This window comes from Pseudomonas sp. SWRI68, from assembly GCF_014269165.1.
In the GTDB taxonomy this organism is placed as follows: domain Bacteria; phylum Pseudomonadota; class Gammaproteobacteria; order Pseudomonadales; family Pseudomonadaceae; genus Aquipseudomonas; species Aquipseudomonas capeferrum.
On the sequence record NZ_JABWRU010000019.1, the window covers coordinates 1 to 21,291 of the forward strand.

22 protein-coding genes and 1 riboswitch are annotated in these 21,291 nt (G+C 65.3%); of the genes, 9 read left to right on the forward strand and 13 right to left on the reverse strand.

Annotation, left to right across the window (positions count from 1 at the left end; genetic code table 11):
- A partial coding sequence (locus HU770_RS21580; RefSeq protein ID WP_273028596.1) for a S24 family peptidase occupies nucleotides 1-462 on the forward strand: 462 nt, incomplete at its 5' end.
- 287 nt (nucleotides 463-749) lie between these two features.
- Here the strand turns inward: HU770_RS21580 and HU770_RS21585 are convergent.
- Nucleotides 750-3,689, reverse strand: coding sequence for a TonB-dependent receptor (locus HU770_RS21585; protein WP_238347504.1), 2,940 nt, complete (start codon nucleotides 3,687-3,689; stop codon nucleotides 750-752).
- Nucleotides 3,690-3,877: 188 nt separating this feature from the next.
- Between HU770_RS21585 and HU770_RS21590 the strand changes: the two genes are divergently transcribed.
- The 8 genes from HU770_RS21590 (at nucleotide 3,878) to HU770_RS21625 (ending at nucleotide 12,542) form a co-directional block, all read left to right on the forward strand.
- Entirely contained in the window at nucleotides 3,878-4,417 is a 540-nt protein-coding gene (locus tag HU770_RS21590; protein ID WP_033703427.1) for a sigma-70 family RNA polymerase sigma factor, read from the forward strand.
- A complete protein-coding gene (locus HU770_RS21595; protein WP_186665473.1) occupies nucleotides 4,410-5,354 on the forward strand; it encodes a FecR domain-containing protein in 945 nt (314 codons plus the stop codon). The genes HU770_RS21590 and HU770_RS21595 overlap by 8 nt, the downstream gene beginning before the upstream one ends.
- Before the next feature lie 30 nt (nucleotides 5,355-5,384).
- The gene (locus tag HU770_RS21600; RefSeq protein ID WP_186665475.1) at nucleotides 5,385-6,275 is read left to right on the forward strand and encodes an alpha/beta hydrolase; all 891 of its coding nucleotides are present in this window, start codon (nucleotides 5,385-5,387) and stop codon (nucleotides 6,273-6,275) included.
- A gap of 162 nt (nucleotides 6,276-6,437) precedes the next feature.
- A riboswitch (FMN riboswitch) is annotated at nucleotides 6,438-6,579 on the forward strand.
- An 80-nt stretch (nucleotides 6,580-6,659) separates the two neighbouring features.
- Nucleotides 6,660-7,310, forward strand: a complete 651-nt coding sequence (gene ribB, locus HU770_RS21605; protein WP_047583482.1) for a 3,4-dihydroxy-2-butanone-4-phosphate synthase — start codon at nucleotides 6,660-6,662, stop codon at nucleotides 7,308-7,310.
- 114 nt (nucleotides 7,311-7,424) lie between these two features.
- Nucleotides 7,425-7,667, forward strand: a complete 243-nt coding sequence (locus tag HU770_RS21610) for an exodeoxyribonuclease VII small subunit (RefSeq protein ID WP_033703432.1) — start codon at nucleotides 7,425-7,427, stop codon at nucleotides 7,665-7,667.
- A complete protein-coding gene (gene ispA, locus HU770_RS21615; RefSeq protein ID WP_033703434.1) occupies nucleotides 7,664-8,551 on the forward strand; it encodes a (2E,6E)-farnesyl diphosphate synthase in 888 nt (295 codons plus the stop codon). The genes HU770_RS21610 and ispA overlap by 4 nt, the downstream gene beginning before the upstream one ends.
- Before the next feature lie 96 nt (nucleotides 8,552-8,647).
- On the forward strand, nucleotides 8,648-10,543 hold the full coding sequence (gene dxs / locus HU770_RS21620; protein WP_033703435.1) for a 1-deoxy-D-xylulose-5-phosphate synthase: 1,896 nt from the start codon (nucleotides 8,648-8,650) through the stop codon (nucleotides 10,541-10,543).
- 124 nt (nucleotides 10,544-10,667) lie between these two features.
- The gene (locus HU770_RS21625) at nucleotides 10,668-12,542 is read left to right on the forward strand and encodes a TonB-dependent receptor (protein ID WP_186665476.1); all 1,875 of its coding nucleotides are present in this window, start codon (nucleotides 10,668-10,670) and stop codon (nucleotides 12,540-12,542) included.
- Here HU770_RS21625 and HU770_RS21630 read toward each other — a convergent pair.
- The 12 genes from HU770_RS21630 to nrdR all read right to left on the reverse strand — a co-directional run bounded on the left by HU770_RS21630 (nucleotide 12,520) and on the right by nrdR (nucleotide 21,253).
- Nucleotides 12,520-13,332 (reverse strand): cobalamin-binding protein, encoded by an 813-nt coding sequence (locus tag HU770_RS21630; RefSeq protein ID WP_186665479.1) that lies wholly within the window; start codon nucleotides 13,330-13,332, stop codon nucleotides 12,520-12,522. The two genes, HU770_RS21625 and HU770_RS21630, sit on opposite strands and share 23 nt — an antisense overlap.
- A complete protein-coding gene (locus tag HU770_RS21635; RefSeq protein WP_047583478.1) occupies nucleotides 13,332-13,751 on the reverse strand; it encodes a hypothetical protein in 420 nt (139 codons plus the stop codon). Before HU770_RS21635 ends, HU770_RS21630 begins: the two co-directional genes overlap by 1 nt.
- Nucleotides 13,748-14,365 carry a GTP cyclohydrolase II gene (gene ribA, locus HU770_RS21640; RefSeq protein WP_033703440.1) on the reverse strand — a complete coding sequence of 206 codons (618 nt, stop codon included), beginning with the start codon at nucleotides 14,363-14,365 and terminating at the stop codon, nucleotides 13,748-13,750. The genes HU770_RS21635 and ribA overlap by 4 nt, the downstream gene beginning before the upstream one ends.
- 160 nt (nucleotides 14,366-14,525) lie before the next feature.
- A complete protein-coding gene (locus tag HU770_RS21645) occupies nucleotides 14,526-15,269 on the reverse strand; it encodes a transporter substrate-binding domain-containing protein (RefSeq protein WP_186665481.1) in 744 nt (247 codons plus the stop codon).
- A gap of 16 nt (nucleotides 15,270-15,285) precedes the next feature.
- On the reverse strand, nucleotides 15,286-15,789 hold the full coding sequence (locus HU770_RS21650; RefSeq protein WP_033703443.1) for a phosphatidylglycerophosphatase A: 504 nt from the start codon (nucleotides 15,787-15,789) through the stop codon (nucleotides 15,286-15,288).
- Complete coding sequence (gene thiL, locus HU770_RS21655; protein WP_186661107.1) at nucleotides 15,786-16,754, reverse strand: thiamine-phosphate kinase; 969 nt, start codon at nucleotides 16,752-16,754, stop codon at nucleotides 15,786-15,788. The genes HU770_RS21650 and thiL overlap by 4 nt, the downstream gene beginning before the upstream one ends.
- Nucleotides 16,755-16,772: 18 nt before the next feature.
- Entirely contained in the window at nucleotides 16,773-17,273 is a 501-nt protein-coding gene (nusB, locus tag HU770_RS21660; protein WP_033703445.1) for a transcription antitermination factor NusB, read from the reverse strand.
- On the reverse strand, nucleotides 17,270-17,746 hold the full coding sequence (gene ribE, locus HU770_RS21665; RefSeq protein WP_003255395.1) for a 6,7-dimethyl-8-ribityllumazine synthase: 477 nt from the start codon (nucleotides 17,744-17,746) through the stop codon (nucleotides 17,270-17,272). The genes nusB and ribE overlap by 4 nt, the downstream gene beginning before the upstream one ends.
- 91 nt (nucleotides 17,747-17,837) lie before the next feature.
- Nucleotides 17,838-18,929 carry a bifunctional 3,4-dihydroxy-2-butanone-4-phosphate synthase/GTP cyclohydrolase II gene (gene ribBA / locus HU770_RS21670; protein WP_033703446.1) on the reverse strand — a complete coding sequence of 364 codons (1,092 nt, stop codon included), beginning with the start codon at nucleotides 18,927-18,929 and terminating at the stop codon, nucleotides 17,838-17,840.
- An 18-nt stretch (nucleotides 18,930-18,947) separates the two neighbouring features.
- The gene (locus HU770_RS21675; protein ID WP_033703448.1) at nucleotides 18,948-19,613 is read right to left on the reverse strand and encodes a riboflavin synthase; all 666 of its coding nucleotides are present in this window, start codon (nucleotides 19,611-19,613) and stop codon (nucleotides 18,948-18,950) included.
- A gap of 42 nt (nucleotides 19,614-19,655) precedes the next feature.
- Nucleotides 19,656-20,786 (reverse strand): bifunctional diaminohydroxyphosphoribosylaminopyrimidine deaminase/5-amino-6-(5-phosphoribosylamino)uracil reductase RibD, encoded by a 1,131-nt coding sequence (gene ribD / locus HU770_RS21680; protein WP_186665483.1) that lies wholly within the window; start codon nucleotides 20,784-20,786, stop codon nucleotides 19,656-19,658.
- Nucleotides 20,787-20,788: 2 nt separating this feature from the next.
- Nucleotides 20,789-21,253, reverse strand: coding sequence for a transcriptional regulator NrdR (gene nrdR, locus HU770_RS21685; protein WP_016393425.1), 465 nt, complete (start codon nucleotides 21,251-21,253; stop codon nucleotides 20,789-20,791).
- Nucleotides 21,254-21,291: the final 38 nt, after the last annotated feature.

Consider the following 21,291-nt stretch of genomic DNA (forward strand, 5'->3'; position numbering starts at 1 on the left):
ACCCACGACACCCCGCCCTCCCCGCTGTCGGCCCACGGCGGCCGGATGCTGCAAGTGCCCCTGCACGAATTGCATAATGGCCGGCTTGCCCCGGTTGCCAGCAAACACCTGCGCCTGCCCTGCAAGGCACTGAAGACCTTGGGCGTTGCCGCAGACCAGGCGATCTGCGTGGCCATGCCTGCCGCCAACATGGCCCCGCTGATCCCGCAGGAGGCCACCTTGGCTGTGGACCTGGGCATGACCCAGGTAATCGAGGGCGAAACCTACGCCCTGCTGCACAATGGCACGCTCAGGGTAAACAACCTCAGCCTCGGCCAGCATGGCACCCTGTACCTGCACAGCCACGACCGGCGCAACTACGCCGTCGAGCGCTACACCCGCGCCCAACGCCAGGCACAGGGCCTGGAGATTATCGGCTGGGTCTTCCACTGGTCGCATTTCCGCCGGCAGCGCCCCGGCTGAAACACACTGTGCCATTTTTTGCTGGGCATCCTGCGCGAGCCCTTGTATGCTACGCGGCACATTTAGCCCCGACCGGCGCAAGCCGCGGTCCAGAGGGCTCGGCGACACCCCATACGGGCGTTTGCCATCTCTATCAGGTCCTTGTGACCACACAGTTAAGGCGGTTGCGGCTTACCATAAATTAGTCGGAAGCGTCCCCGAGAAGCCGGCCACAAGCCGGCTTTTTAATGCCTGCAGAAAATGCAGGACGATGGCAAAGCCCGCTGCGCCACCACCCTCACCTGCCATCAGAACCGCGCCACCATCCCCATCCGCACCGTGCGCCCCGGTGCCGGCATGAAGCTCTGCGCCAGCGGATCCAGGTAATAGCGATCGGTCAGGTTCTGCAGCGAAACATTCACCTCGGTGTTCTCCAGCAACTTGTACTTGAGGAACAGATCGAACAGTGCCACCGAGCGGTACTCGACCTGCGGCGTGGTGGCGCCGGACTGCCAGGGTTTGTCGAGGGTGCTGGTGGGGCCGGAGGTGTAGGTCACGCGCCCGCCCAGCGTCAACGCCTCGTCGAAGAAGCGCAGGCCGGTGGTCAGGTTGCCTGAGAAGCGCGGCGGGTTTTGGGTGTTGGTGTAGGAGCCCATGAAGCTGCCCGGGGTGCAGTTGGGCGTGTCCTGGGTCTTCTGGTAGGGGTTGGCCGTGGCGCGCAATTTGCTGGCAAACGCCGCGTCGCAGGTTTCGGTCTTGAGGTAGTAAGTGGCCGACAGGTCGGCGAACACGCGGCCGGCGTCGTAGTGCGATTGCAGCTCAAGGCCACGGGTGCTGAAACTGTCGGTGTTGCTGAAGGTCATCTGGCCCCACAAACCTGGGCTTGGGTCGTAGTAGCGGGTGATGTAATTCTTGATGTGGTTGTCGAAGAAGGCCAGTTTGATCGCCGCCGAGTCGTGCGCGGTAAAGAGGTTGTCGCGCAAGGCGCTGACGCCGATTTCCCAGCTCTGCGAGCGTTCAGGCTTGAGGCTTTTGCCGGGGGTGACTTGCTGGGTGCCCTGGCTGGTCTCGAACAGTGAAGGCAGGCGCAGGCCTTGGGTGTAGGTGACGTAGAAGAACGTGTCGGGTATCAGCTCGACATTGATGCCGAAAGCCGGCGCGAAGCCGCCGCCGCTACTGCTGCCCTGCGGGGTGTGGTCGTAGCCTGTGACCACGCTGCTGATGCCTTCTGGGTTGACCTCCACGCGGGTCGCACCGAAGTCGTTGAAGCGCACGCCGTTGAACGGCTCGTTGCTGTTGCCGAAGACGATGCCGTTGTTCAGGCGCGGGTCGGTGGCGTCGGTGTACTGGCCGTTCTGGTCGGGGAACCAGGTCATGCTGCCCCAGCCCTTGGGGCCGCTCGCCGAGATATAGCGCACCTCGCGATCCTCACGCCGGGCGCTGGCCAGCACGGTGTTGTCCTTGGTGCGGAAGTGGCTGTACCGGCCACCACCCCACAGGGTCAGTTGCTCGATCGGCTGGTACTCGAGCTTGCCGTTGAAGCTGAACGCCTGCCTGGATGCATCGCGCAGGGTGCGGTTGGCATCGATGTCGTGCTGGGTGATCAGCACATTCTTCTGCGGTTGCAGGTCTTCAAGCTGGAACGCGCCGCCCAGGTCCAGTGTGAAGTCGCCATGGGCGGTCTGGAATTTGGAGACGTTGCTCAGGTCGCCGCCGATGCGGCGGTTGTCCTGGCGTGTCCAGCTGCGGTCCGTACGAAACAGCTGGGAAACCGGTGCAGTCCATGACGAACTCAACGTGCTGGTCTTGGCGTCGGTCATCCACAGGTTGCTGGTCAGGTCGACCCACGGGTTACCGGCAGGCAGGTAGTGATAGCGCGCGGTGTAGGTATCGATCTTCACCTCGCCCAGGGGGTACTGGTAGATACCCGCAGTGCCGTAGCGGTAGATGTCAGAAGGCATGATTTCGGCGCTACGCCCATCGTAGCGGCGGTAGCCCAAGTCCAAGGTGTGATCGTCGGCGATGCGCCAGGTGGCCTTGAGCAGGTACGAGTCGGTTTTCGAGGAAGAGTTGAGCACTTCCTCGCCCGCGTTGTAGGTGCTCGCCACGCTGGGCTGTTCACTGCCGTACTGGTTATAGATGCGGTAGCGATCCTGGCCCTTCTTGCCGGAGAAATAGTTACCTTGATTGCGGTGCGCATATGCCGCCACCACGTCCAGGCGCTCGCTGGTGAAGGCAAACGCGGCACTGCCAGATTCAGCCTCGGAGCCGAACAGGCTGGCGCGGTTGTCGCGGGGTGGCGCGGTGAGGTTTTCATCCTTGGCGCTGGCGCTGCGATGAGCGGGGGCTACGCCGTTGTCCCAGAGGTCGCCCTTGAGGCGCACGCCGACCTGGTTGCCGTCGACCAGAATGTCCTGCACGCCGATAGTCTGCATTTCAACCGTGCCGCCAATCGCCCCAGACTTGGTCGACGGGCCTTTGTTCACGGTCAGGCTGCTGATCAGGTCGGGGTCGATATAGCTGCGTTGCTGGGTGCCGCCATAACCGCGATAGACGTCCAGGGCCTGCTCCGAACCATCGACCTTGACTGCCACCCGGCTCTGCCCCTGGATACCGCGGATGTTGACGTCCAGGGCACCGCCATTGCGCGTGTCACCGACCTGCACGCCGGGCACGCCGTTGAGCAGATCGCCTGCGGAAACACGGCCGAAGCGGTCGATCTGTTCGCTGTTCAGGTGCACCGAAGAGCGTGGCGCCCTGTAGGTATCCGCCTCTGGCCCCTGGGCGGCGGCCTCGACCATCGTCGGCGATAACTCGGCCGCCGCATTCGGCGCAGCACGCTGGGCGATCAGCACGTAGCTGCCGGTCGAGCTCGGCACCAGTTGCAACCCGGCGTTGGCCAGCAACCGCTGGATACCCTCGCTGACTGTATACCGGCCCTTCAAGGCCGGCGCCGTACGCCCACGGGTCAACTCAGGGTCGTAGGACACCAGTAGCCCGGACTGGCTGGTGAAGCTGCCCAGGGCTGCGCCCAGCGGGCCCGGGGCAATGTTGTAGTCACGCGGTGTGGCATCGTCCAGGCGGGTGGCGGCGAGCGCAGCCGTGCCGGTGTCCTGTGCCAGGGCCAGGCTGCTGTTCAACAGGCCGGCGCCGCAGCAGCCGATCATCGTGCAACGCAGGGCAAACGTGATGGGCGCCAGGCAAAGTCGAGGGCGCGGAGCAGGTGAAGGACAACGTACTGGGAGCATGCTTATCTCGCTCGTAGGGTTTGCGCCCACCACTGGCTGCGGGCTGTTACCTCCTCTGTCGCACGAGATCGAAAAAAGGATATGGGGGCATGAGCACCGGCTGAATTTACCGATTCGGCCTTGTGATCTGAGCAATTCTAGTGATAATGGTTTTCATTTGCGACCGTCATGTACCGATTCAACCGACGATGAATGCGCCCTTTTCCCCGCCGAACAGTACCGAGCCGTGCAGCGTCGAGACGCTGTACATCGAGAATCACGCCTGGTTACGCAACTGGCTCGCCTACCGGCTGAGGTCGTGGGGGCGCGGCGTGGCCGATGATCTGGCGCACGATATCTTCTTGCGGGTGCTGACCAGCCGAGAGGGCGCGCGGGCCGAACCGATCCGCCAGCCGCGCGCCTACCTGACCCGCATCGCCAATTGCGTACTGGTCAGTTGGCGCCGCCGGCAGTCGCTGGAACGCGCCTGGCTCGAAGCCCTGCTGCTGCTGCCAGAACCCGAGCACCCTTCGCCTGAGCTGCAAAGCGTGATCCTGGAAACCCTGCACGAGATCGATGCGCTGCTCGACACCTTGCGCCCACGGGTCAGGCAGGCGTTTCTGATGGCGACGCTGGACGGCATGAAGCAGAAGGACATCGCCGTAGCCCTGAACATCGCATTGCCGACCGTCAAGAAGTACATCCACGAGGCCTACCTCACCTGCCTGACGCAGATGCCCGATGAATAGCGGCACTGCCACGCTTGACGCTGCCATCCCCCAGCAGGTGCTTGCCCAGGCGGCCTCCTGGCTGATGCTGATGCAGGAGGGGCCGTTGCTGCCGGCCCAACAGCGCGAGCTGGAGCGCTGGCGGCTTGCCAGTGCCGACCACGAGCGCGCGTGGAAACGGGCGCAGCACCTGCTCACGCGCCTGGGCAGCGTGCCGCCCACGCTGGCCAAGCAGACCTTGGACCGCCCGACGGGCAGGCGCGCCGTGCTGCGCGGGCTGCTCCTGCTGATGGGCGTCGCCCCCCTCAGTGGGTGGGCATGGCGCTCGCAGGTCGGCGACTACCGGACGTCGCTGGGCGAGCGCCAGCACGCACGGCTGGCCGACGGCACGCAGATCACCCTCAACAGCGACAGCGCGGTGGACGTGCTGTTCGATAGCGCGCAACGCTTGCTGCACCTGCGCCGGGGCGAGCTGTACATCGTTACCGCTGCCGACCCCCGCCCACTCCTGGCGCAGACCCAGCAGGGCCAGTTGCTTGCCCTGGGCACGCGGTTCAGCGTGCGCCAACTGGCCGATGAAACCGTGCTCGCCGTCTATGAAGGCGCTGTGCAGGTACGCCCTGAGCGCGCCAGCGTGGCACCAGGCGAGCACATCATCCGGGCCGGGCAACAAGTGCGCTTCAGCCGTGAGCACCTGGGCAGCATCGAGGCGGTGCGGGAAACCACCCTGGCTTGGCGTAACGGGCTGCTGGTGGCCGACGACATGCCGCTGCGCCAGTGGACCCAAGAACTGACGCGCTACACCGACCAGCACCTTGAATGCGACCCTGCCCTGGGCGAGCTGCGGGTGTCTGGCACGTTCCCGGTCGATGACTTGCCACTGGCCTTGGCCATGCTGGCGCAAACCTACAGGCTGCAGGTTCGCCCGACCGGCCGGCAGGTGTTGATCAGCCGTTGACCACCCTATACGACCGAGCGAGATTCCCCGATGAGCAAGATGCCCCTGTACCTGGCCATGGCCCTGGCCCTGGCTGCGCCCGCCGCTTTGGCCAAGCCGGAACGCGAGCAGAAGATGGACACGTCACTGCTGCAGCGCCAGGACCTGGCCTACCGCTTCAGCCAGCTGGACCTGGATTCGGCCGACGGCCAGCGCCATTACCGCCTGTGGGTCGGCAAACCGGACCGCCCAGCCCCCGCCGCAGGCTACCCGGTGCTGTGGATGCTCGACGGCAATGCCGCGCTGGGCGCGCTGGACAGCGCACAGCTGAGCAAGCTCGCCGCAGGCCAGGCGCCGTTGCTGGTGGCCGTGGGTTACCAGACCGATCAGCGTATCGACCGAGCTGGGCGGACCTATGACTACACCCCGTCGGTACCCGGGCAGGCGCAGCAGCGTGACCCGCTGACCGGCCAACCCAGCGGCGGCGTGGATGCGTTCTTCGACCTGCTGAGCCAGCGCATGCGGCCGAGGGTGGCCGCCGTGGCGCCGATCGACCTGCAGCGGCAAACATTGTGGGGGCATTCCTATGGTGGCCTGGCGGTGCTGCATGCGCTGTTTACCCGGCCGGCCGAGTTCAGTGACTACGCAGCGGCCAGCCCGTCGTTGTGGTGGCGTGACGGGGTGATTGTTGGCGAAGCCCAGGGGCTGCAACAGCGTTTGGGTGATCACCGCCCGAGGTTGCTGCTGATGCGTGGTGGCGACGAGCCTTCGAGCCCGCGTGCATCTATGAAAAGCGATGGGGAGCAGCCGGCGCAGGCGCTGGCAGCGGACCTGGCCGACGTGCAGGGTTTGCAGGTGCGGTTCGAACGGTTTGACGGATTGGGGCATGGGCCGATGTTGCCGGCCTCGCTGAAGAAAGTGATCGACGAGATGTCTCGGTAAACCTGGTCCGGCCTCCTTCGCGGGGCAAGCCCGCGCCTACTGGATCACCACGGGTTCTGAAGGCGACGGAAGCCCTTCTGTTGCTTCGGTTTCACCGCCCACGGTCGCCTAAGGTCTTAGCCGCGCGGGTTGCCAGCAGGGTGGCACTGTGCTGTATGCTTGGCCGGTCTTCAGGGCGGGGTGCAAGTCCCCACCGGCGGTAAATCGAAAGATGAGCCCGCGAGCGCCCCGGCCATGCCGGGGGTCAGCAGATCTGGTGAGACTCCAGAGCCGACGGTCATAGTCCGGATGAAAGAAGGCGTCAGGCAGGGGCCATTCGGGCGCCTCTGCGCGCGCGTTTTGTTCGCCCCGAGACGTTCATCGATCATTCACGAGGAGCGTTTCATGTCACCTATGCTGCAAAAGCAATTCCCCAACCTTTCTGCCGCCATCGCCGCCTTCCAGGCCGGGCGCCCCGTGCTGCTGCTGGACGACGACGACCGCGAGGACGAAGCGGACATCATCGCCGCCGCCGAAAACATCTCGTTGCAAACCATGGCCATGATGATTCGCGACTGCAGCGGCATCGTCTGCCTGTGCCTGGACGAAGCCACCGTGGACGCACTGCAGCTGGCGCCGATGGTGCAGAACAACCAGGCGCGCCACGGCACCGGCTTTACCGTCACCATCGAAGCGGCCGAAGGCATCACCACCGGCGTTTCGGCGCACGACCGGATTACCACCATCGCGGCGGCGCTAAGCTCGACAGCCGAGCAACGCCATATCGTCAGCCCTGGCCACGTGTTCCCGCTGCGTGCGCGCAACGGCGGGGTACTGACCCGTCGTGGCCATACCGAGGGTTCGGTAGACCTGGCGCGCCTGGCCGGGCTGCGGCCGGCAGCGGTGCTGTGCGAGCTGATGAACCCCGATGGCAGCATGGCCCGCGGGGAGCAGGTGGCGGTGTATGCGCGGCAGTACAATTTGCCGGTGCTGACCATTGAAGAGCTGGCGCAGTATCGCGAGGCGATGGTGGCCCGCGAAGCCGAGATTGCCTGATAAACCGGCGGGGCCGCGCTGCGGCCCCAAAGCCTGGCTGACGTTCACAAGTTTGCTCCCCCCGCCCTGCTCTGCTAGTGTCGCGCCGTTAAGAACGCCACCGAGACAGCCGCCATGGCCCGCAAAAAAGCCTCCCTCGATTTCGAGCAATCCCTCGCAGACCTGCAAGCCCTGGTCGAGCGCCTGGAGAACGGCGAGTTGTCGCTGGAAGATTCGCTGGCCGCCTTCGAGCAAGGCATCGCCCTGACCCGCGATTGCCAGGGCGCACTGGCCCAGGCCGAACAGAAGGTGCAGATTCTTCTGGAACGCGACGGCGAGCTGGCAGCCCAACCCTTCGACGCCGAGCCGCAAGCATGATCAACAGCTACCAGGCCAACTGCCAGGCCCGCGTCGACGCCGCCCTCGAACCCCTGTTCGAAGCGCCAACCAAAGAGCTCGAGCGGCTCTATGCCGCCATGCGCTACAGCGTGATGAACGGCGGCAAGCGTGTGCGCCCGCTGCTCGCCTACGCGGCCTGCGAAGCGTTGGGTGCGCCTGCCGAACAGGCCAATGGCGCGGCCTGCGCGGTCGAGCTGATCCACGCGTACTCGCTGGTGCATGACGACCTGCCGGCGATGGACGACGACGACCTGCGCCGCGGCCAGCCCACCACCCACAAAGCCTTCGACGAAGCCTGCGCCATCCTGGCCGGTGACGGCCTGCAGAGCCTGGCCTTCAGCGCCCTGCTCGACACGCGCCTCAGCCCGCAGTCCGACACCCTGCGCCTGGCCATGGTCCAGGCCCTGGCCAAGGCTGCCGGCCCGGCGGGCATGGTCGGCGGCCAGGCCATCGACCTGGGGTCGGTGGGTATCAAGCTGGACCAGCAAGCCCTGGAATTCATGCACCGGCACAAGACCGGTGCGCTGATCGAAGCCAGCGTGCGCCTCGGCGCCCTGGCCAGCGCCCGCGCCGAACAGGCGCAACTGGATGCCTTGCAGACCTACGCACAGGCCATCGGCCTGGCGTTCCAGGTGCAGGACGACATCCTCGACGTAGAAAGCGACACCGCCACCCTGGGCAAGCGCCAGGGCGCCGACATCGCACGTGACAAACCGACCTACCCGGCCCTGTTGGGCCTGGAAGCCGCCAAGGCCTATGCCATCGAACTGCGCGACCAGGCGCTGGTCGCATTGCAAGGGTTTGGGGAAAATGCCGAGCCCCTGCGGGCGCTGGCACGCTATATCGTCGAACGCCGCAACTAAGCACCGACGCCAATCCCGCACAACCCGTGGTCGAATGGGCACTTTTCCCACAATGGGGTAAACTGCCGCGTCTTCACACCTATAACGACTCGCCTGATGCCCACGACGTTTCAAGAGATCCCCCGCGAACGCCCGGTCACGCCGTTGCTCGACCGCGCTGACACGCCTGCCGGCCTGCGCCGGCTGGCCGAAGCCGACCTGGAGACCCTGGCCGACGAGTTGCGCCAGGAACTGCTCTACACCGTGGGTCAGACCGGTGGGCATTTTGGCGCCGGCCTGGGCGTCATCGAGCTGACGATCGCCCTGCACTACGTCTTCGACACCCCGGACGACCGGCTGGTGTGGGACGTCGGCCACCAGGCCTACCCGCACAAGATCCTCACCGGCCGCCGCCAGCGCATGCTCAGCCTGCGCCAGAAGGATGGCATCGCCGCCTTCCCGCGTCGCAGCGAGAGTGAATACGACACCTTCGGCGTCGGCCACTCCAGCACCTCGATCAGCGCAGCGCTGGGCATGGCCATCGCCGCCCGCCTGCAGAACAGTGCACGCAAGTCGATCGCGGTGATCGGCGACGGCGCCCTGACCGCCGGCATGGCTTTCGAGGCGTTGAACCACGCCCAGGAAGTCAACGCCGACATGCTGGTGATCCTCAACGACAACGACATGTCGATTTCGCGCAATGTCGGCGGCCTGTCCAACTACCTGGCCAAGATCCTCTCCAGCCGCACCTACGCAAGCATGCGCGAGGGCAGCAAGAAGGTGCTCTCGCGCCTGCCTGGCGCCTGGGAAATCGCCCGCCGCACCGAGGAATACGCCAAAGGCATGCTGGTCCCAGGCACCCTGTTCGAAGAACTGGGCTGGAACTACATCGGCCCGATCGACGGCCACGACCTGCCGACCATGATCGCCACCCTGCGCAACATGCGTGACCTCAAGGGCCCGCAGTTCCTGCACGTGGTGACCAAAAAGGGCAAGGGCTTCGCCCCGGCCGAAGTCGACCCGATCGGCTACCACGCCATCACCAAGCTCGAACCTGCCGACAAGCCCGCCGCGCCGAAGAAGCCCAGCGGGCCCAAGTATTCCGCTGTGTTCGGCCAGTGGCTGTGCGACATGGCCGCCAGCGACAAGCGCCTGGTCGGCATTACCCCGGCGATGAAGGAAGGCTCTGATCTGGTCGACTTCAGCGAACGCTACCCGGAGCGCTACTTCGACGTGGCAATTGCCGAGCAGCACGCGGTGACCCTGGCTGCAGGCATGGCCTGCGAAGGCAGCAAGCCGGTGGTGGCGATCTATTCGACGTTCCTGCAGCGCGCCTATGACCAATTGATCCACGACGTGGCGGTGCAGAACCTCGATGTGCTGTTCGCCATCGACCGCGCCGGCCTGGTCGGCGAAGACGGCCCGACCCACGCCGGCAGCTACGACCTGTCGTACCTGCGCTGCATCCCCGGCATGCTGGTGATGACCCCGAGCGACGAGAACGAGCTGCGCAAGATGCTCACCACCGGCCATCTGTACAACGGCCCGGCGGCGGTGCGCTACCCACGCGGTACGGGCCCCAACGCGCCGATCAGCAGCGACCTTGAACCCTTGGAGATCGGCAAGGGCGTCATCCGCCGCCAGGGTGAGAAGGTCGCCTTGCTGGTGTTCGGCGTGCAGCTGAGCGAGGCCTTGCAGGCTGCCGAGCAGATCAATGCCACAGTGGTCGACATGCGCTTCGTCAAGCCGCTGGACGAGGCACTGGTACTCGAACTGGCTGCCAACCATGAGCTGCTGGTAACCATCGAAGAGAACGCCATCATGGGCGGTGCGGGGGCTGCCGTGGGCGAGTTCCTGGCCAGCCAGGCGGTGACCAAGCCGCTGCTGCACCTGGGGCTGCCAGACCTTTATGTCGAGCATGCCAAGCCTGCGCAGATGCTGGCAGAGTGTGGGCTGGATGTGGCTGGGATCGAGGCTTCGGTCAAGGCTCGGATGGCCAAGCTCGGGCTGTAATCCTTGGGGCCGCTTTGCGGCCCATTCGCGGGACAAGCCCGCTCCCACAAGTACATCACTCTTCTCGAGAACAGTGACAAACCTGTGGGAGCGGGCTTGTCCCGCGAATAGTCTGGAACTGCCCATGAAAATCCCGAGCTTCACCGCCACCCTCCTGTGCCTGCCACTTCCGCTCCTGGCCGCTGAACGCGACAACGCCCTGAAACTGCCCGACGTCCTGATCAGCGCCAACCGCCAGGTCGAGTCGCGCACCGCCACCAGCGCCGCCAATACCGTCTTCACCCGCGCCGACATCGACCGCCTGCAACCCACCAGCGTCACCGACCTGCTGGCCCGTGTCCCAGGCGTGCAAGTGGCCCCCACCGGCGGGCGCGGCAGCGTGCCCGGCATTTTCATCCGCGGCACCAAGGCGGCGCAGAGCCTGGTACTGGTGGATGGCGTACGCATCGCCAACGCCACCTCTGGCGACAGTGGCCTGCAGTTTCTCGACGTTGACCAGATAGAGCGTGTCGAGGTGCTGCGCGGCTCCCGCTCGGCGGTATACGGCAGCGACGCCATGGGTGGCGTGATCCAGATCTTCACCCGCCGCAGTAGCGGCCCCGGGCTGCAGCCACGCCTGCGCCTGGCCGCCGGCAGCAACCAGACCTGGCAGCGCAGCCTGGGCCTGTCCGGTGGCGACGGCGCCACCCGCTTCAACCTGGGTGCCAGCCTGGACGAGACTGCCGGCATTGACGCCACAGGCCCCTCCTTTGCCAGCGACGGCGATCATGATGCATTCCGTAACAAGTCACTCAACCTGAGCCTCAGCCACACCTTCGGCGAACGCTTCGAGGCAGGCCTGAACCTGCTCGACAGCCGCGGGCGCAGTGAATACGACAATCCGTACGGTGGCTTTGACCCGGTCACTTTCGAAAGCTTCGGGCAAAAACCCTACACCGACTTCAGCGTCAGCAGCCTGGGCACTTACTTCGACGCCCAGCTCAACAACACCTGGCATTCACGCCTGGAGCTTGCCCACAGCGAAAACCGTGACGACAAACGCGACAAGCTCAGCGATGAGCACTCCGTGTTCAACACCTATCGCGATCAGGTTACCTGGCAAAACGACCTGGCCCTGGGTGAGCAGCACAACCTGTTGATCGGCGGCGATTGGTACGAAGACCGCGTGCACGCCAACACCGATTTCAACAAGGACAGTCGCTGGAACCGCGCCGCCTTCATTCAGCATCGGTACAAGGGCGAGCGGTTCTCCACCGAACTGGGGGTGCGCCGCGACCAGAACCAGCAGTTCGGCGGCCAGACCACCTGGAGCGGTAGCCTTACCGTGCCCTTGAACGCGCACAATGATGTGCTGCTGTCCTACAGCGAAGGCTTCCGGGCACCGACATTCAATGACCTGTATTACCCACAGTTCAGCAACCCCGACCTGAACCCGGAGCATTCCCGAAGCTACGAGCTGCAATGGCGCAGCCAGCTTACCGCCGACAGCCGCCTGGAGACCTCGCTGTACCGCACCGACCTGCGCGACGCGATCATCTTTGGCCAGGGCTCGATCCCACGCAATGTCGCCTCGGCGCGGGTCAACGGGTTTGAACTGTCGCTCGACCAGCAATGGGGCGCGTGGCGCAGCCAGCTGGGGCTGGCGCTGATCGACCCACGTGACCGCGACAGCGGCCATACCCTCGCCCGCCGTGCCCGCCGTACCGTGAGCCTGGACCTGGACCGCGCATTCGGGCCGTTCAGCGTGGGCGGGAGCTGGCAAGCCGTCAGCAGCAGCTACGATGACGAAGCCAACCGCAACCGGCTCGCCGGCTTCGGCCTGCTCGGCCTGCGGGGTAGCTGGGCAGCAACGGATGAGCTGAAACTGGAAGCGAAGCTGGACAACCTGCTGGACCACCGCCACAGCCGTGCCCGGTACAGCTACGAGGGCGCCAGCCACGGTTACCGCGAGGAAGGCCGCACTGTGCTGCTGAGCGTCACCTGGACGCCGGCGCTCTAGCGTCGAGCAACGCACACAGGCGCGCGGTGGCCTCGATCATCTGCCCGCTGGGCCGCTCCAAGCCCTTGTCCGGCACCACCAACAGACGATCACTGGCCACAGCTCTCAGACGTGGCCAAGCCTCCCAACTTGCCAGCTGCGCCTGGTCACCCGCCAGAATCACCTGGGGGTCCTGCAGCAATACAGATTCCACGCTCACCTGGGGCGCCGGCTGGCTCAGATCGGCGAAAACATTGCGTGCGCCGCACACGGCCAGGGCATCGCTGACCACCTGCCGGCCACCGAGGGTGTACAACGGCTTGTCCCAGACTTGATAGAACACCCGCAGCGGCTGCTCACGCCGATACTGCTGACGCAGGTGCCGCAGCCTGTCGCGCAAGGTTTGCGCATAATGCCGGCCCTGCTGGTCACGGCCGACGCGCTGGGCGATGGCTTCGATCTGATCGATCAATTGGTCAATGCTATGGGGCTCGGCGCTGAACGTGGCGATGCCCAGGCGCTTGAGCTGATGACGCTGCGCTGGCGCGACACTGCCCGGCCACAGCAGCAGCAAGTCAGGCTTCAAGCTGAGCAGGCGCTCCATGTTCAGTTGCCCCAGACGGCCCACAGAAGGCACATCCTGCAGCGCTGGCGGGCGCTCGCCGCCATCGAGCATGCCGACCAGCAGGTCATCGGCCTGCAGCTCGAGCATGATCTCGCTCATCGAGGGCGCCAGGCTGACCACCCGCAGCGGCTCAGCCGCGCTGGCGGCACAGGCGCACAGCGCCAGCAGCCAGAGGAAGACGCGCATCAGCCCAGCTGACGCGGAATGCGGTACAGGTAGAGCACGACCACCGTGGACAGTGCCAGAAGAATCTGCGGCACCGCCTCCAGCCCCACCAGCACCGACAGCGCGGCGACCCAGGCAGGGAAGCAGGCATACAGCATGGCCAGGCGCCGCACCCGCGCCAGCTCGATCCAGGCTGCCGGCTCCTCGCTGCTGCCGAGCACCTTGGCGGTACTGATCAAGGCACGCTTGTAAGCGCCAAAGCGCGGCAGGCTGAGGAACATGGTCGCCGCACCGGCGATGAACAACGGCATGGCCAGCACCGGGATCAATGGATCACCGCCACCAAAAGCCCAGGCCATTACCGGCAGCGGCACCAGGCCTATCGCCAGGTATTGCCACCAGGCCAGGGCCAGGCGCCGCTTGACCTCGGCGCGGGTCACGCCTGGGGCACCTCGCCCTGGTGTTCGTTGCCCAGCATGTGGCCGAGCTTGCCGGCCTTGGTGGCCAGGTAGTAACGGTTGTGCGGGTTGTGCCCGGTATGCAGCGGCACACGTTCAGCGACGACGATGTTCATGTCGGTCAGGGCCTTGACCTTGCGCGGGTTGTTGGTCATCAGGCGCAGGGCCTTCACCCCCAGGTGCTCGAGCATCGGCAGGCAGATGGCATAGTCGCGCTGGTCGGCGGCAAAGCCCAGGCGTTCGTTGGCTTCGACGGTATCGGCGCCGCCGTCCTGCAGTTCGTAGGCGCGGATCTTGTTCAACAGGCCAATGCCGCGGCCTTCCTGGCGCAGGTACAGCAGCACGCCACGGCCTTCACGGGCGATGGCCTGCAGGGCAGCTTCCAGTTGCGAGCCGCAGTCACAGCGCTGGCTGAACAGGGCATCGCCGGTCAGGCACTCGGAATGCAGGCGCCCCAGCACCGGCTCGCCGTCCGCGATATCACCCAGGCTGAGCACCACATGCTCACGGCCGGTGGCTTCGTCGAGAAAGCCATGCATGGTGAAGGTCGCAAAGGGCGTCGGGAGTTTAGAGGCGGCAACAAAGACGACGGGCACGTTGTGCTCCTGGCATAAGTAGGAAATTTCTGTTGCGGCGATTGTATCAGCAGGTCGGCACCTGTGCGCTGGCTGAATACCGTCGCTTAAGATCGAAAAGTTCGATGCTTAGCAGAGGCCCACCCTCAAGACGCCGAACCTGTATGGGAGCGGGTAGCGCTCACTGCGGCTGGCTGTCGGTGGTGAACGGATACGGCTGTTTCCAGTGCTCGAAAATCGGCTTCAATTCACCGCTGCGCACCAGCTCGGCCATGCGCTTGTCGAACAGGTCGCGCAGCGCCTTGGACTTTTCGTTGTGGGCAAATGCCAGGTACAGCGGTAGCTCGGCGACATGGGTTTTACGAAAACGCGCAGGCTCGGAAGCCTGGCCCAGCACGTAGTCGACTTCGGTCAACGCATCGATGTAGAAGTCCACTCGGTCATGTTCGAGCATCGGCAGAATGCCTTCGCGGCGCTGGATTTCGCGGAAGTTGTGCGCATTGGGCAGATAGCTGGCGTAGTCGTAGCCGCGCACCCAGGCCAGGCGATACTGGCCGACCGTGCTGGGTGTGGGCACAGGCTTGGCGACCAGCCCCAGGGCGTAGATATGGTCCATGTCGAAGTGCCAACGCGGGTAGAGGTTGTCGTCAGCCTCGTCCTTGTAGGAGCCGACCCAGGCATCGGCCTCGCCCCGTTTGACCAGCCCCACCGCACGGCTGTAAGGCGCGCTCTGGGTAACGACCTTGACCCCGGCAGGCTCGAACACCTTGCGCAGTACATCCCAGGCAACCCCGCTACCGTCGGCGTTGGTGTAGTCGAGCCATTCTTCGCTGACCAGATGGACCTGCTTCGGCACACCTCCGGCCGCCCCCACCCAGGGAGCAAAGCCCAGCAGCATTGCCAACAGCACAGTCCTTATGGCCATCTACGCGCTCCCTGCCTCAGGCAACCGCCCACACCAGAACCTGCATACCCAGCCAGGCGAACACGCCGGCCAGGACGTCGTCGAGCATGATCCCGACCCCGCCATGCACATGGCGGTCGATCCAGCGAATCGGCCATGGCTTGAGGATGTCGAAGAAGCGGAACATCAGGAACCCCGCCAGCAACCATTGCCAGCCTTCCGGCACCAGCCAGAGGGTGATCCACATGCCCACCATCTCGTCCCAGACAATGCCCTCATGGTCATGCACGCGCAAGTCATTGGCGACTTTGCCGCACAACCAGAAGCCGAACAGCATGGTCACGCCCAGCAGCAGCCAGTAACCCCAGTCTGGCAGCATCTGCCACAGCGGGATGAACGGTATGGCCACCAGCGAGCCCCAGGTGCCCGGCGCCTTGGGCAAGGTGCCGGAGCCGAAGCCGAAGGCGATGAAGTGCCAGGGGTTGCGCCAGACCGAGGGCGGAACGAACTCCGCAGGCACCTGATTGGGGTGATCGGTCACGGTGTCTCCCTAAAATGTTGATAGCCGCGTTGCCGCGGGGTGATGTCCTGGCCCTGTCGGTCACGCAGGCTGACGCCCTGGCCCTCAAGCACGCGCCCGATGACATGAAACGCCGCCAGGCCTTGCGCCTGCAGGGATGAAAGCTGCGCCGGCGGTAAAGTGAACGCCAGCACATAGTCGTCGCCACCGGTCAGGGCCGCCTGCACCGCGGCCTCATGGCCGAGCAAACCCTGCAGAGCGGATGACATCGGCACCTGCTCCAGGTTCACCTCGAGCGCCACGCGGGAAGCCTTGGCAATATGCCCGCAGTCGGCCAGCAGGCCGTCGGAGATGTCCAGTGCCGCGCTGGCTCGCCCGCGCAACAGCTGCCCCAGGGCGAACTGCGGCGAAGGCGACCAGTAGTGATCGAGCAGCGGCTGGGCCAGTGCGGCCTCGGCCTGGCGCTGGCCCAGGACCAACGGCAAGGCGCCGGCGGCGTTGCCCAGCTCACCCCCCACGCACAGAAGGTCACCAGGGCGAGCACCACCACGGCGCAACGCCTGCCCGGCCGGCACGCGGCCAAACACGGTCATGGTGATACTCAAGGGGCCGCGGGTGGTGTCACCGCCAATCAGGCTCAGCTGGCAACGCCGGGCCATACGGTTAAGGCCGTCAGCGTAGGCTTGCAGCCAGTCGGCGCTGACATCGGGCAAGGTCAGGGCAAGGGTGAAGCCGATGGGGGTGGCGCCCATCGCCGCCAGGTCACTGGCGGCCACGGCCAGCGAGCGCTGGCCAAGCAGCAAGGGGTCGCAGACCGCAGGGAAGTGCACGCCGGCCACCAGGGTGTCGGTGGACACCGCCAGTTGCTCGCCCGCAGGCAAATCCAGCAGCGCGCAATCGTCACCGATGCCCAGGGCCACGCCTTCACCACCTTGCGCACAGGGCGCGGCGGCGAAGTAATGGCTGATCAGCTCGAACTCACCCATGGTCGGCCAGCGCCGGGATCAGCGCTTGTTCGCCTTGGCTTCCGCTTCGCGCAGCGAAGGGGCGAGCTTGTCCAGCACACCGTTGACGAACTTGTGGCCGTCGGTGGCACCGAAGACCTTGGCCAGCTCGATACCTTCGTTGATCACCACGCGATATGGTACATCGACGCGCATCATCAGTTCCCAGGTGGACAACCGCAGCACAGCCAGTTCGACAGGGTCGAGCTCTTCCAGCGCCAGCGCCAGGCAAGGCTTCAGGGCCGCGTCGATCTCGTCCTTCTTGGCCGGGACCCCATGCAGGATCTCGCGGAAGTAGGCGCCATCGACATCGGTGAAATCGTTATCGACCCGGAACTGCGCTTCGATCTCGTTTACCGACTGACGCGCCATGTGCCACTGGTACAGCGCCTGTGTCGCGAGCTTACGGGCTTCGCGGCGCTTGGCGCTCTTCGAGGGCTTGCCGGCATCCGCAGGTTTTGGATCGCGCGGGTTGAAACGATCGCTTTCGTCGCTAATCACTTGGCCTCCAACTGCGCCAGCAGGCTGACCATTTCCAGAGCGGACAGGGCAGCTTCAGCACCTTTGTTGCCAGCCTTGGTGCCGGAACGCTCGATGGCCTGTTCGATGGAGTCGACGGTCAGAACGCCGAAGGCCACCGGAACACCGAACTCCATGGACACCTGGGCCAGGCCCTTGGTGCATTCGCCCGCCACGTATTCGAAGTGCGGGGTACCACCGCGGATCACGGCGCCCAGGGCGATGATCGCGTCGTACGCGCCTTGCTGGGCGACCTTCTGTGCTACCAGCGGGATTTCGAACGCGCCCGGGGCACGGATGATGGTGATGTCGCTTTCGCTGACACCGTGGCGTACCAGGGCATCAACGGCACCGCTTACCAGGCTTTCGACGACGAAGCTGTTGAAGCGGCCAACCACCAAAGCATAGCGACCTTTGGGGGCGATGAAGGTACCTTCGATGGTCTTCAGGGTCATTCCGATGTTCTCATGTTCAAGAGCGAGGCCGCATACAAGCGGCCTCGGCAGGGGTCTGGACTCGAGTAGAGGGCGTCAATGCCGCCTCAAGTCACTCGGAGGGCACGTATTCTACAACTTCCAGATCGAATCCGGATATCGCATTGAACTTCATCGGCGAACTCATCAGGCGCATCTTGCGCACACCGAGGTCGCGCAGGATCTGCGAACCGGCACCCACGGTGCTGTAGGTGGTCGGTACCTTGGTCGGTGCATCGCCCGCGCTTTCGCGGATGTGCGCCAGCAGCACGTCGCCGTCCAGCGGGTGGCCCAGCAGCAGCACCACGCCGCTGCCAGCTTCGGCCACGGCAGCCATGGCGGCGCGCAGGCTCCAGCGGCCCGGTTGCTTGACCAGCAGCAGGTCGCGCAGCGGGTCCATGTTGTGCACGCGCACCAGGGTCGGCTCTTCGGCGCAGATATTGCCCAGGGTCAGGGCCATGTGCACGTCGCCTTCCACCGCATCGCGGTAGGTGACCAGGTTGAACTCGCCCAGCTCGCTCTCCACCGGCTGCTCGGAGACACGTTGTACGGTGCGCTCGTGGATCATGCGGTAGTGGATCAGGTCGGCGATGGTGCCGATCTTCAGGCCGTGCTCGGCGGCGAACACTTCCAGCTCGGCGCGGCGCGACATGGTGCCGTCATCGTTCATCACTTCGCAGATCACGCCGCTCGGCTCGAAGCCGGCCATGCGCGCCAGGTCGCAAGCGGCCTCGGTGTGGCCGGCGCGGGCCAGGGTGCCGCCCGGCTGGGCCATCAGCGGGAAGATGTGGCCCGGGCTGACGATGTCCTCGGCCTTGGCGTCCTTGGCAGCGGCAGCTTGCACGGTACGTGCGCGGTCGGCAGCGGAAATGCCGGTGGTGACACCTTCGGCGGCCTCGATCGACACGGTGAACTTGGTGCCGAAGCCGGACCCGTTACGCGGCGCCATCAGCGGCAGCTTGAGCGTTTCGCAGCGCTCGCGGGTCATCGGCATGCAGATCAGGCCACGGGCATGCTTGGCCATGAAGTTGATGTGCTCAGGCAGGCAGCACTCGGCCGCCATGATGATGTCGCCTTCGTTCTCGCGGTCTTCGTCATCCATGAGGATGACCATTTTGCCCTGGCGGATGTCTTCGACCAGTTCTTCGATGCTGTTGAGCGCCACTCGGCACCCCCTTCTCAATCAGGATTTCAAGAAGCCGTTGGCGGCCAGGAAGCTTTCGGTAATGCCACTGCCCTTGCTCGGTTCGCCAGCCTTGTCGCCCAGCAGCAGACGCTCCAGGTAACGGGCCAGCAGGTCGACCTCAAGGTTTACCCGACGCCCTGCGCGGTAGTCGGCCATGATGGTTTCGGACAGGGTGTGCGGGACAATGGTCAGCTCGAACTCGGCGCCATTGACCTCATTGACCGTCAGGCTGGTGCCGTCGACGGTGATCGAACCCTTGTGGGCGATGTACTTGGCCAGCTCCTTGGGTGCACGCACGCGGAACTGGATAGCGCGGGCGTTATCGCTGCGCGAGATGATTTCGCCGACACCGTCGACGTGGCCGCTGACCAGGTGGCCGCCCAGGCGGGTGGTGGGGGTCAGGGCCTTTTCCAGGTTGACCTTGCTGCCGCTCTTGAGGTCGATGAAGGCGGTGCGCTTGAGGGTTTCGACGCTGACGTCGGCCCAGAAGCCATCGCCCGGCAGTTCGACGGCGGTCAGGCATACGCCGTTGACGGCGATGCTGTCGCCGAGCTTGACGTCACCCAGGTCGAGCTTGCCGGTCTCGACGTAGACGCGCACGTCGCCACCTTTGGGGGTCAGGCTGCGGACAGTGCCGATGGATTCGATGATGCCGGTGAACATGGGGTCTTCCTCAAGAACGGGTTGCGCAGGGCAAGCCTGGCATTATACGCCGGGCGCCGGCAGGGGGATGGCCGTGACCCGCCAGTCATCGCCCACCGCGCGCATTTCGGTAATTTTCAGTCGCGGCGCTTCGCTCATCGTTGCCAGGGGCCACTCCAGCAGCGGGCGGGCCTGGGAGCCAAGGAAGGTACCGGCGACGAACAACTGGTACTCGTCGATCAGGCCTTGCCGGGCGAACGCACCGGCAAGGCTGGCGCCGGCTTCCAGCAGAATCTCGTTGACGCCACGCTGGGCCAGCACACGCATCAACGCGGGCAGGTCGACCTGGCCACCGGCGCCTGGCAGGCTCAGCAGCTCGTGGCCCGCCTCGGCGTACCGCGCATCTGCTGCGGCAGCCGTCACCACCAGGGCCGGGCCGGCCAGGAAGAACGGCGCATCCAGCGCCAGCCGCAGGCGGCCATCGATCAGCACGCGCAGCGGTGGGCGGCTCAATGCCAGGGCACGGGTTTCATCATCCAGGCCTAGCTCTGCGCCACGCACGGTCATGCGTGCGTTATCGGCCAGCACGCTGGCGGCGCTGGTGAGCACCACACTTGAACGGGCGCGCAGGCGCTGCACCGCAGCACGGGCGGCGGGGCCGGTGATCCATTGGCTTTCGCCGCTGGCCATGGCGGTGCGGCCGTCCAGGCTCATGGCCAGCTTGGCCCTGACGAACGGCAGGCCGTGCTCCATGCGCTTTAGAAAGCCTGGGTTGAGGGCCCGAGCCTCGGCTTCGAGCACGCCGCTGTGGACCTCGATACCCACCGCTGCCAGGCGCCGCAGCCCCTGCCCCGCTACCTGTGGGTTGGGGTCCTGCATCGCTGCCACCACGCGGGCCACGCCGGCCTCGACCAGAGCTTCGGCGCACGGCGGCGTGCGGCCATGGTGGCTGCAGGGTTCGAGGGTGACATAGGCGCAGGCGCCGCGGGCACGCTCACCGGCCTGGCGCAGGGCATGCACCTCGGCATGCGGCTCACCGGCGCGCACGTGCCAGCCCTCGCCCACCACCTCGCCATCGCGCACGATCACACAGCCCACGCGCGGGTTGGGGTGGGTGCTGTAGACACCCTTGCGAGCCAGTTCCAGGGCACGGGCCATGTAGTGGGCGTCGAGAATCGCGGTCTGGCTGGGCATGCTCACTCTTTGGCTGGCTCACGGGCCAGGCGGTCGATTTCTTCGCGGAATTCGTCGAGGTCCTGGAAGCGTCGGTACACCGAGGCGAAGCGGATATACGCCACTTCGTCGAGCTTGCGCAGCTCGGCCATCACCAGCTCACCCACCACCAGTGACTTGACTTCGCGCTCGCCGGTGGCGCGCAGGCGGCTCTTGATGTGCGCCAGCGCCGCTTCCAGGCGTTCGACGCTGACCGGGCGTTTTTCCAGTGCCCGTTGCATGCCTGCACGCAACTTGTCTTCGTCGAAGGGCTGGCGCGTGCCGTCTTGCTTGATCAGCCGCGGCAGCACCAGTTCGGCAGTTTCGAAGGTGGTGAAACGTTCGCCGCAGGCGACGCACTCGCGACGGCGGCGCACTTGCTCGCCCTCGGCGACAAGACGAGAGTCGATGACCTTGGTGTCGTTGGCACCGCAAAAGGGACAGTGCATGGTGGCAGGCAACAAAAAAAGGGAGGGCCATGGTAGCG

Bases quoted from the DNA above. Each gene is read 5' to 3' on its own strand.
- HU770_RS21585 (WP_238347504.1), bottom strand. From the start codon at position 3,689: ATGCTCCCAGTACGTTGTCCTTCACCTGCTCCGCGCCCTCGACTTTGC.
- HU770_RS21590 (WP_033703427.1), top strand. From the start codon at position 3,878: ATGAATGCGCCCTTTTCCCCGCCGAACAGTACCGAGCCGTGCAGCGTC.
- HU770_RS21595 (WP_186665473.1), top strand. From the start codon at position 4,410: ATGAATAGCGGCACTGCCACGCTTGACGCTGCCATCCCCCAGCAGGTG.
- HU770_RS21600 (WP_186665475.1), top strand. From the start codon at position 5,385: ATGAGCAAGATGCCCCTGTACCTGGCCATGGCCCTGGCCCTGGCTGCG.
- ribB (WP_047583482.1), top strand. From the start codon at position 6,660: ATGTCACCTATGCTGCAAAAGCAATTCCCCAACCTTTCTGCCGCCATC.
- HU770_RS21610 (WP_033703432.1), top strand. From the start codon at position 7,425: ATGGCCCGCAAAAAAGCCTCCCTCGATTTCGAGCAATCCCTCGCAGAC.
- ispA (WP_033703434.1), top strand. From the start codon at position 7,664: ATGATCAACAGCTACCAGGCCAACTGCCAGGCCCGCGTCGACGCCGCC.
- dxs (WP_033703435.1), top strand. From the start codon at position 8,648: ATGCCCACGACGTTTCAAGAGATCCCCCGCGAACGCCCGGTCACGCCG.
- HU770_RS21625 (WP_186665476.1), top strand. From the start codon at position 10,668: ATGAAAATCCCGAGCTTCACCGCCACCCTCCTGTGCCTGCCACTTCCG.
- HU770_RS21630 (WP_186665479.1), bottom strand. From the start codon at position 13,332: ATGCGCGTCTTCCTCTGGCTGCTGGCGCTGTGCGCCTGTGCCGCCAGC.
- HU770_RS21645 (WP_186665481.1), bottom strand. From the start codon at position 15,269: ATGGCCATAAGGACTGTGCTGTTGGCAATGCTGCTGGGCTTTGCTCCC.
- thiL (WP_186661107.1), bottom strand. From the start codon at position 16,754: ATGGGTGAGTTCGAGCTGATCAGCCATTACTTCGCCGCCGCGCCCTGT.
- ribE (WP_003255395.1), bottom strand. From the start codon at position 17,746: ATGACCCTGAAGACCATCGAAGGTACCTTCATCGCCCCCAAAGGTCGC.
- HU770_RS21675 (WP_033703448.1), bottom strand. From the start codon at position 19,613: ATGTTCACCGGCATCATCGAATCCATCGGCACTGTCCGCAGCCTGACC.
- ribD (WP_186665483.1), bottom strand. From the start codon at position 20,786: ATGCCCAGCCAGACCGCGATTCTCGACGCCCACTACATGGCCCGTGCC.
- nrdR (WP_016393425.1), bottom strand. From the start codon at position 21,253: ATGCACTGTCCCTTTTGCGGTGCCAACGACACCAAGGTCATCGACTCT.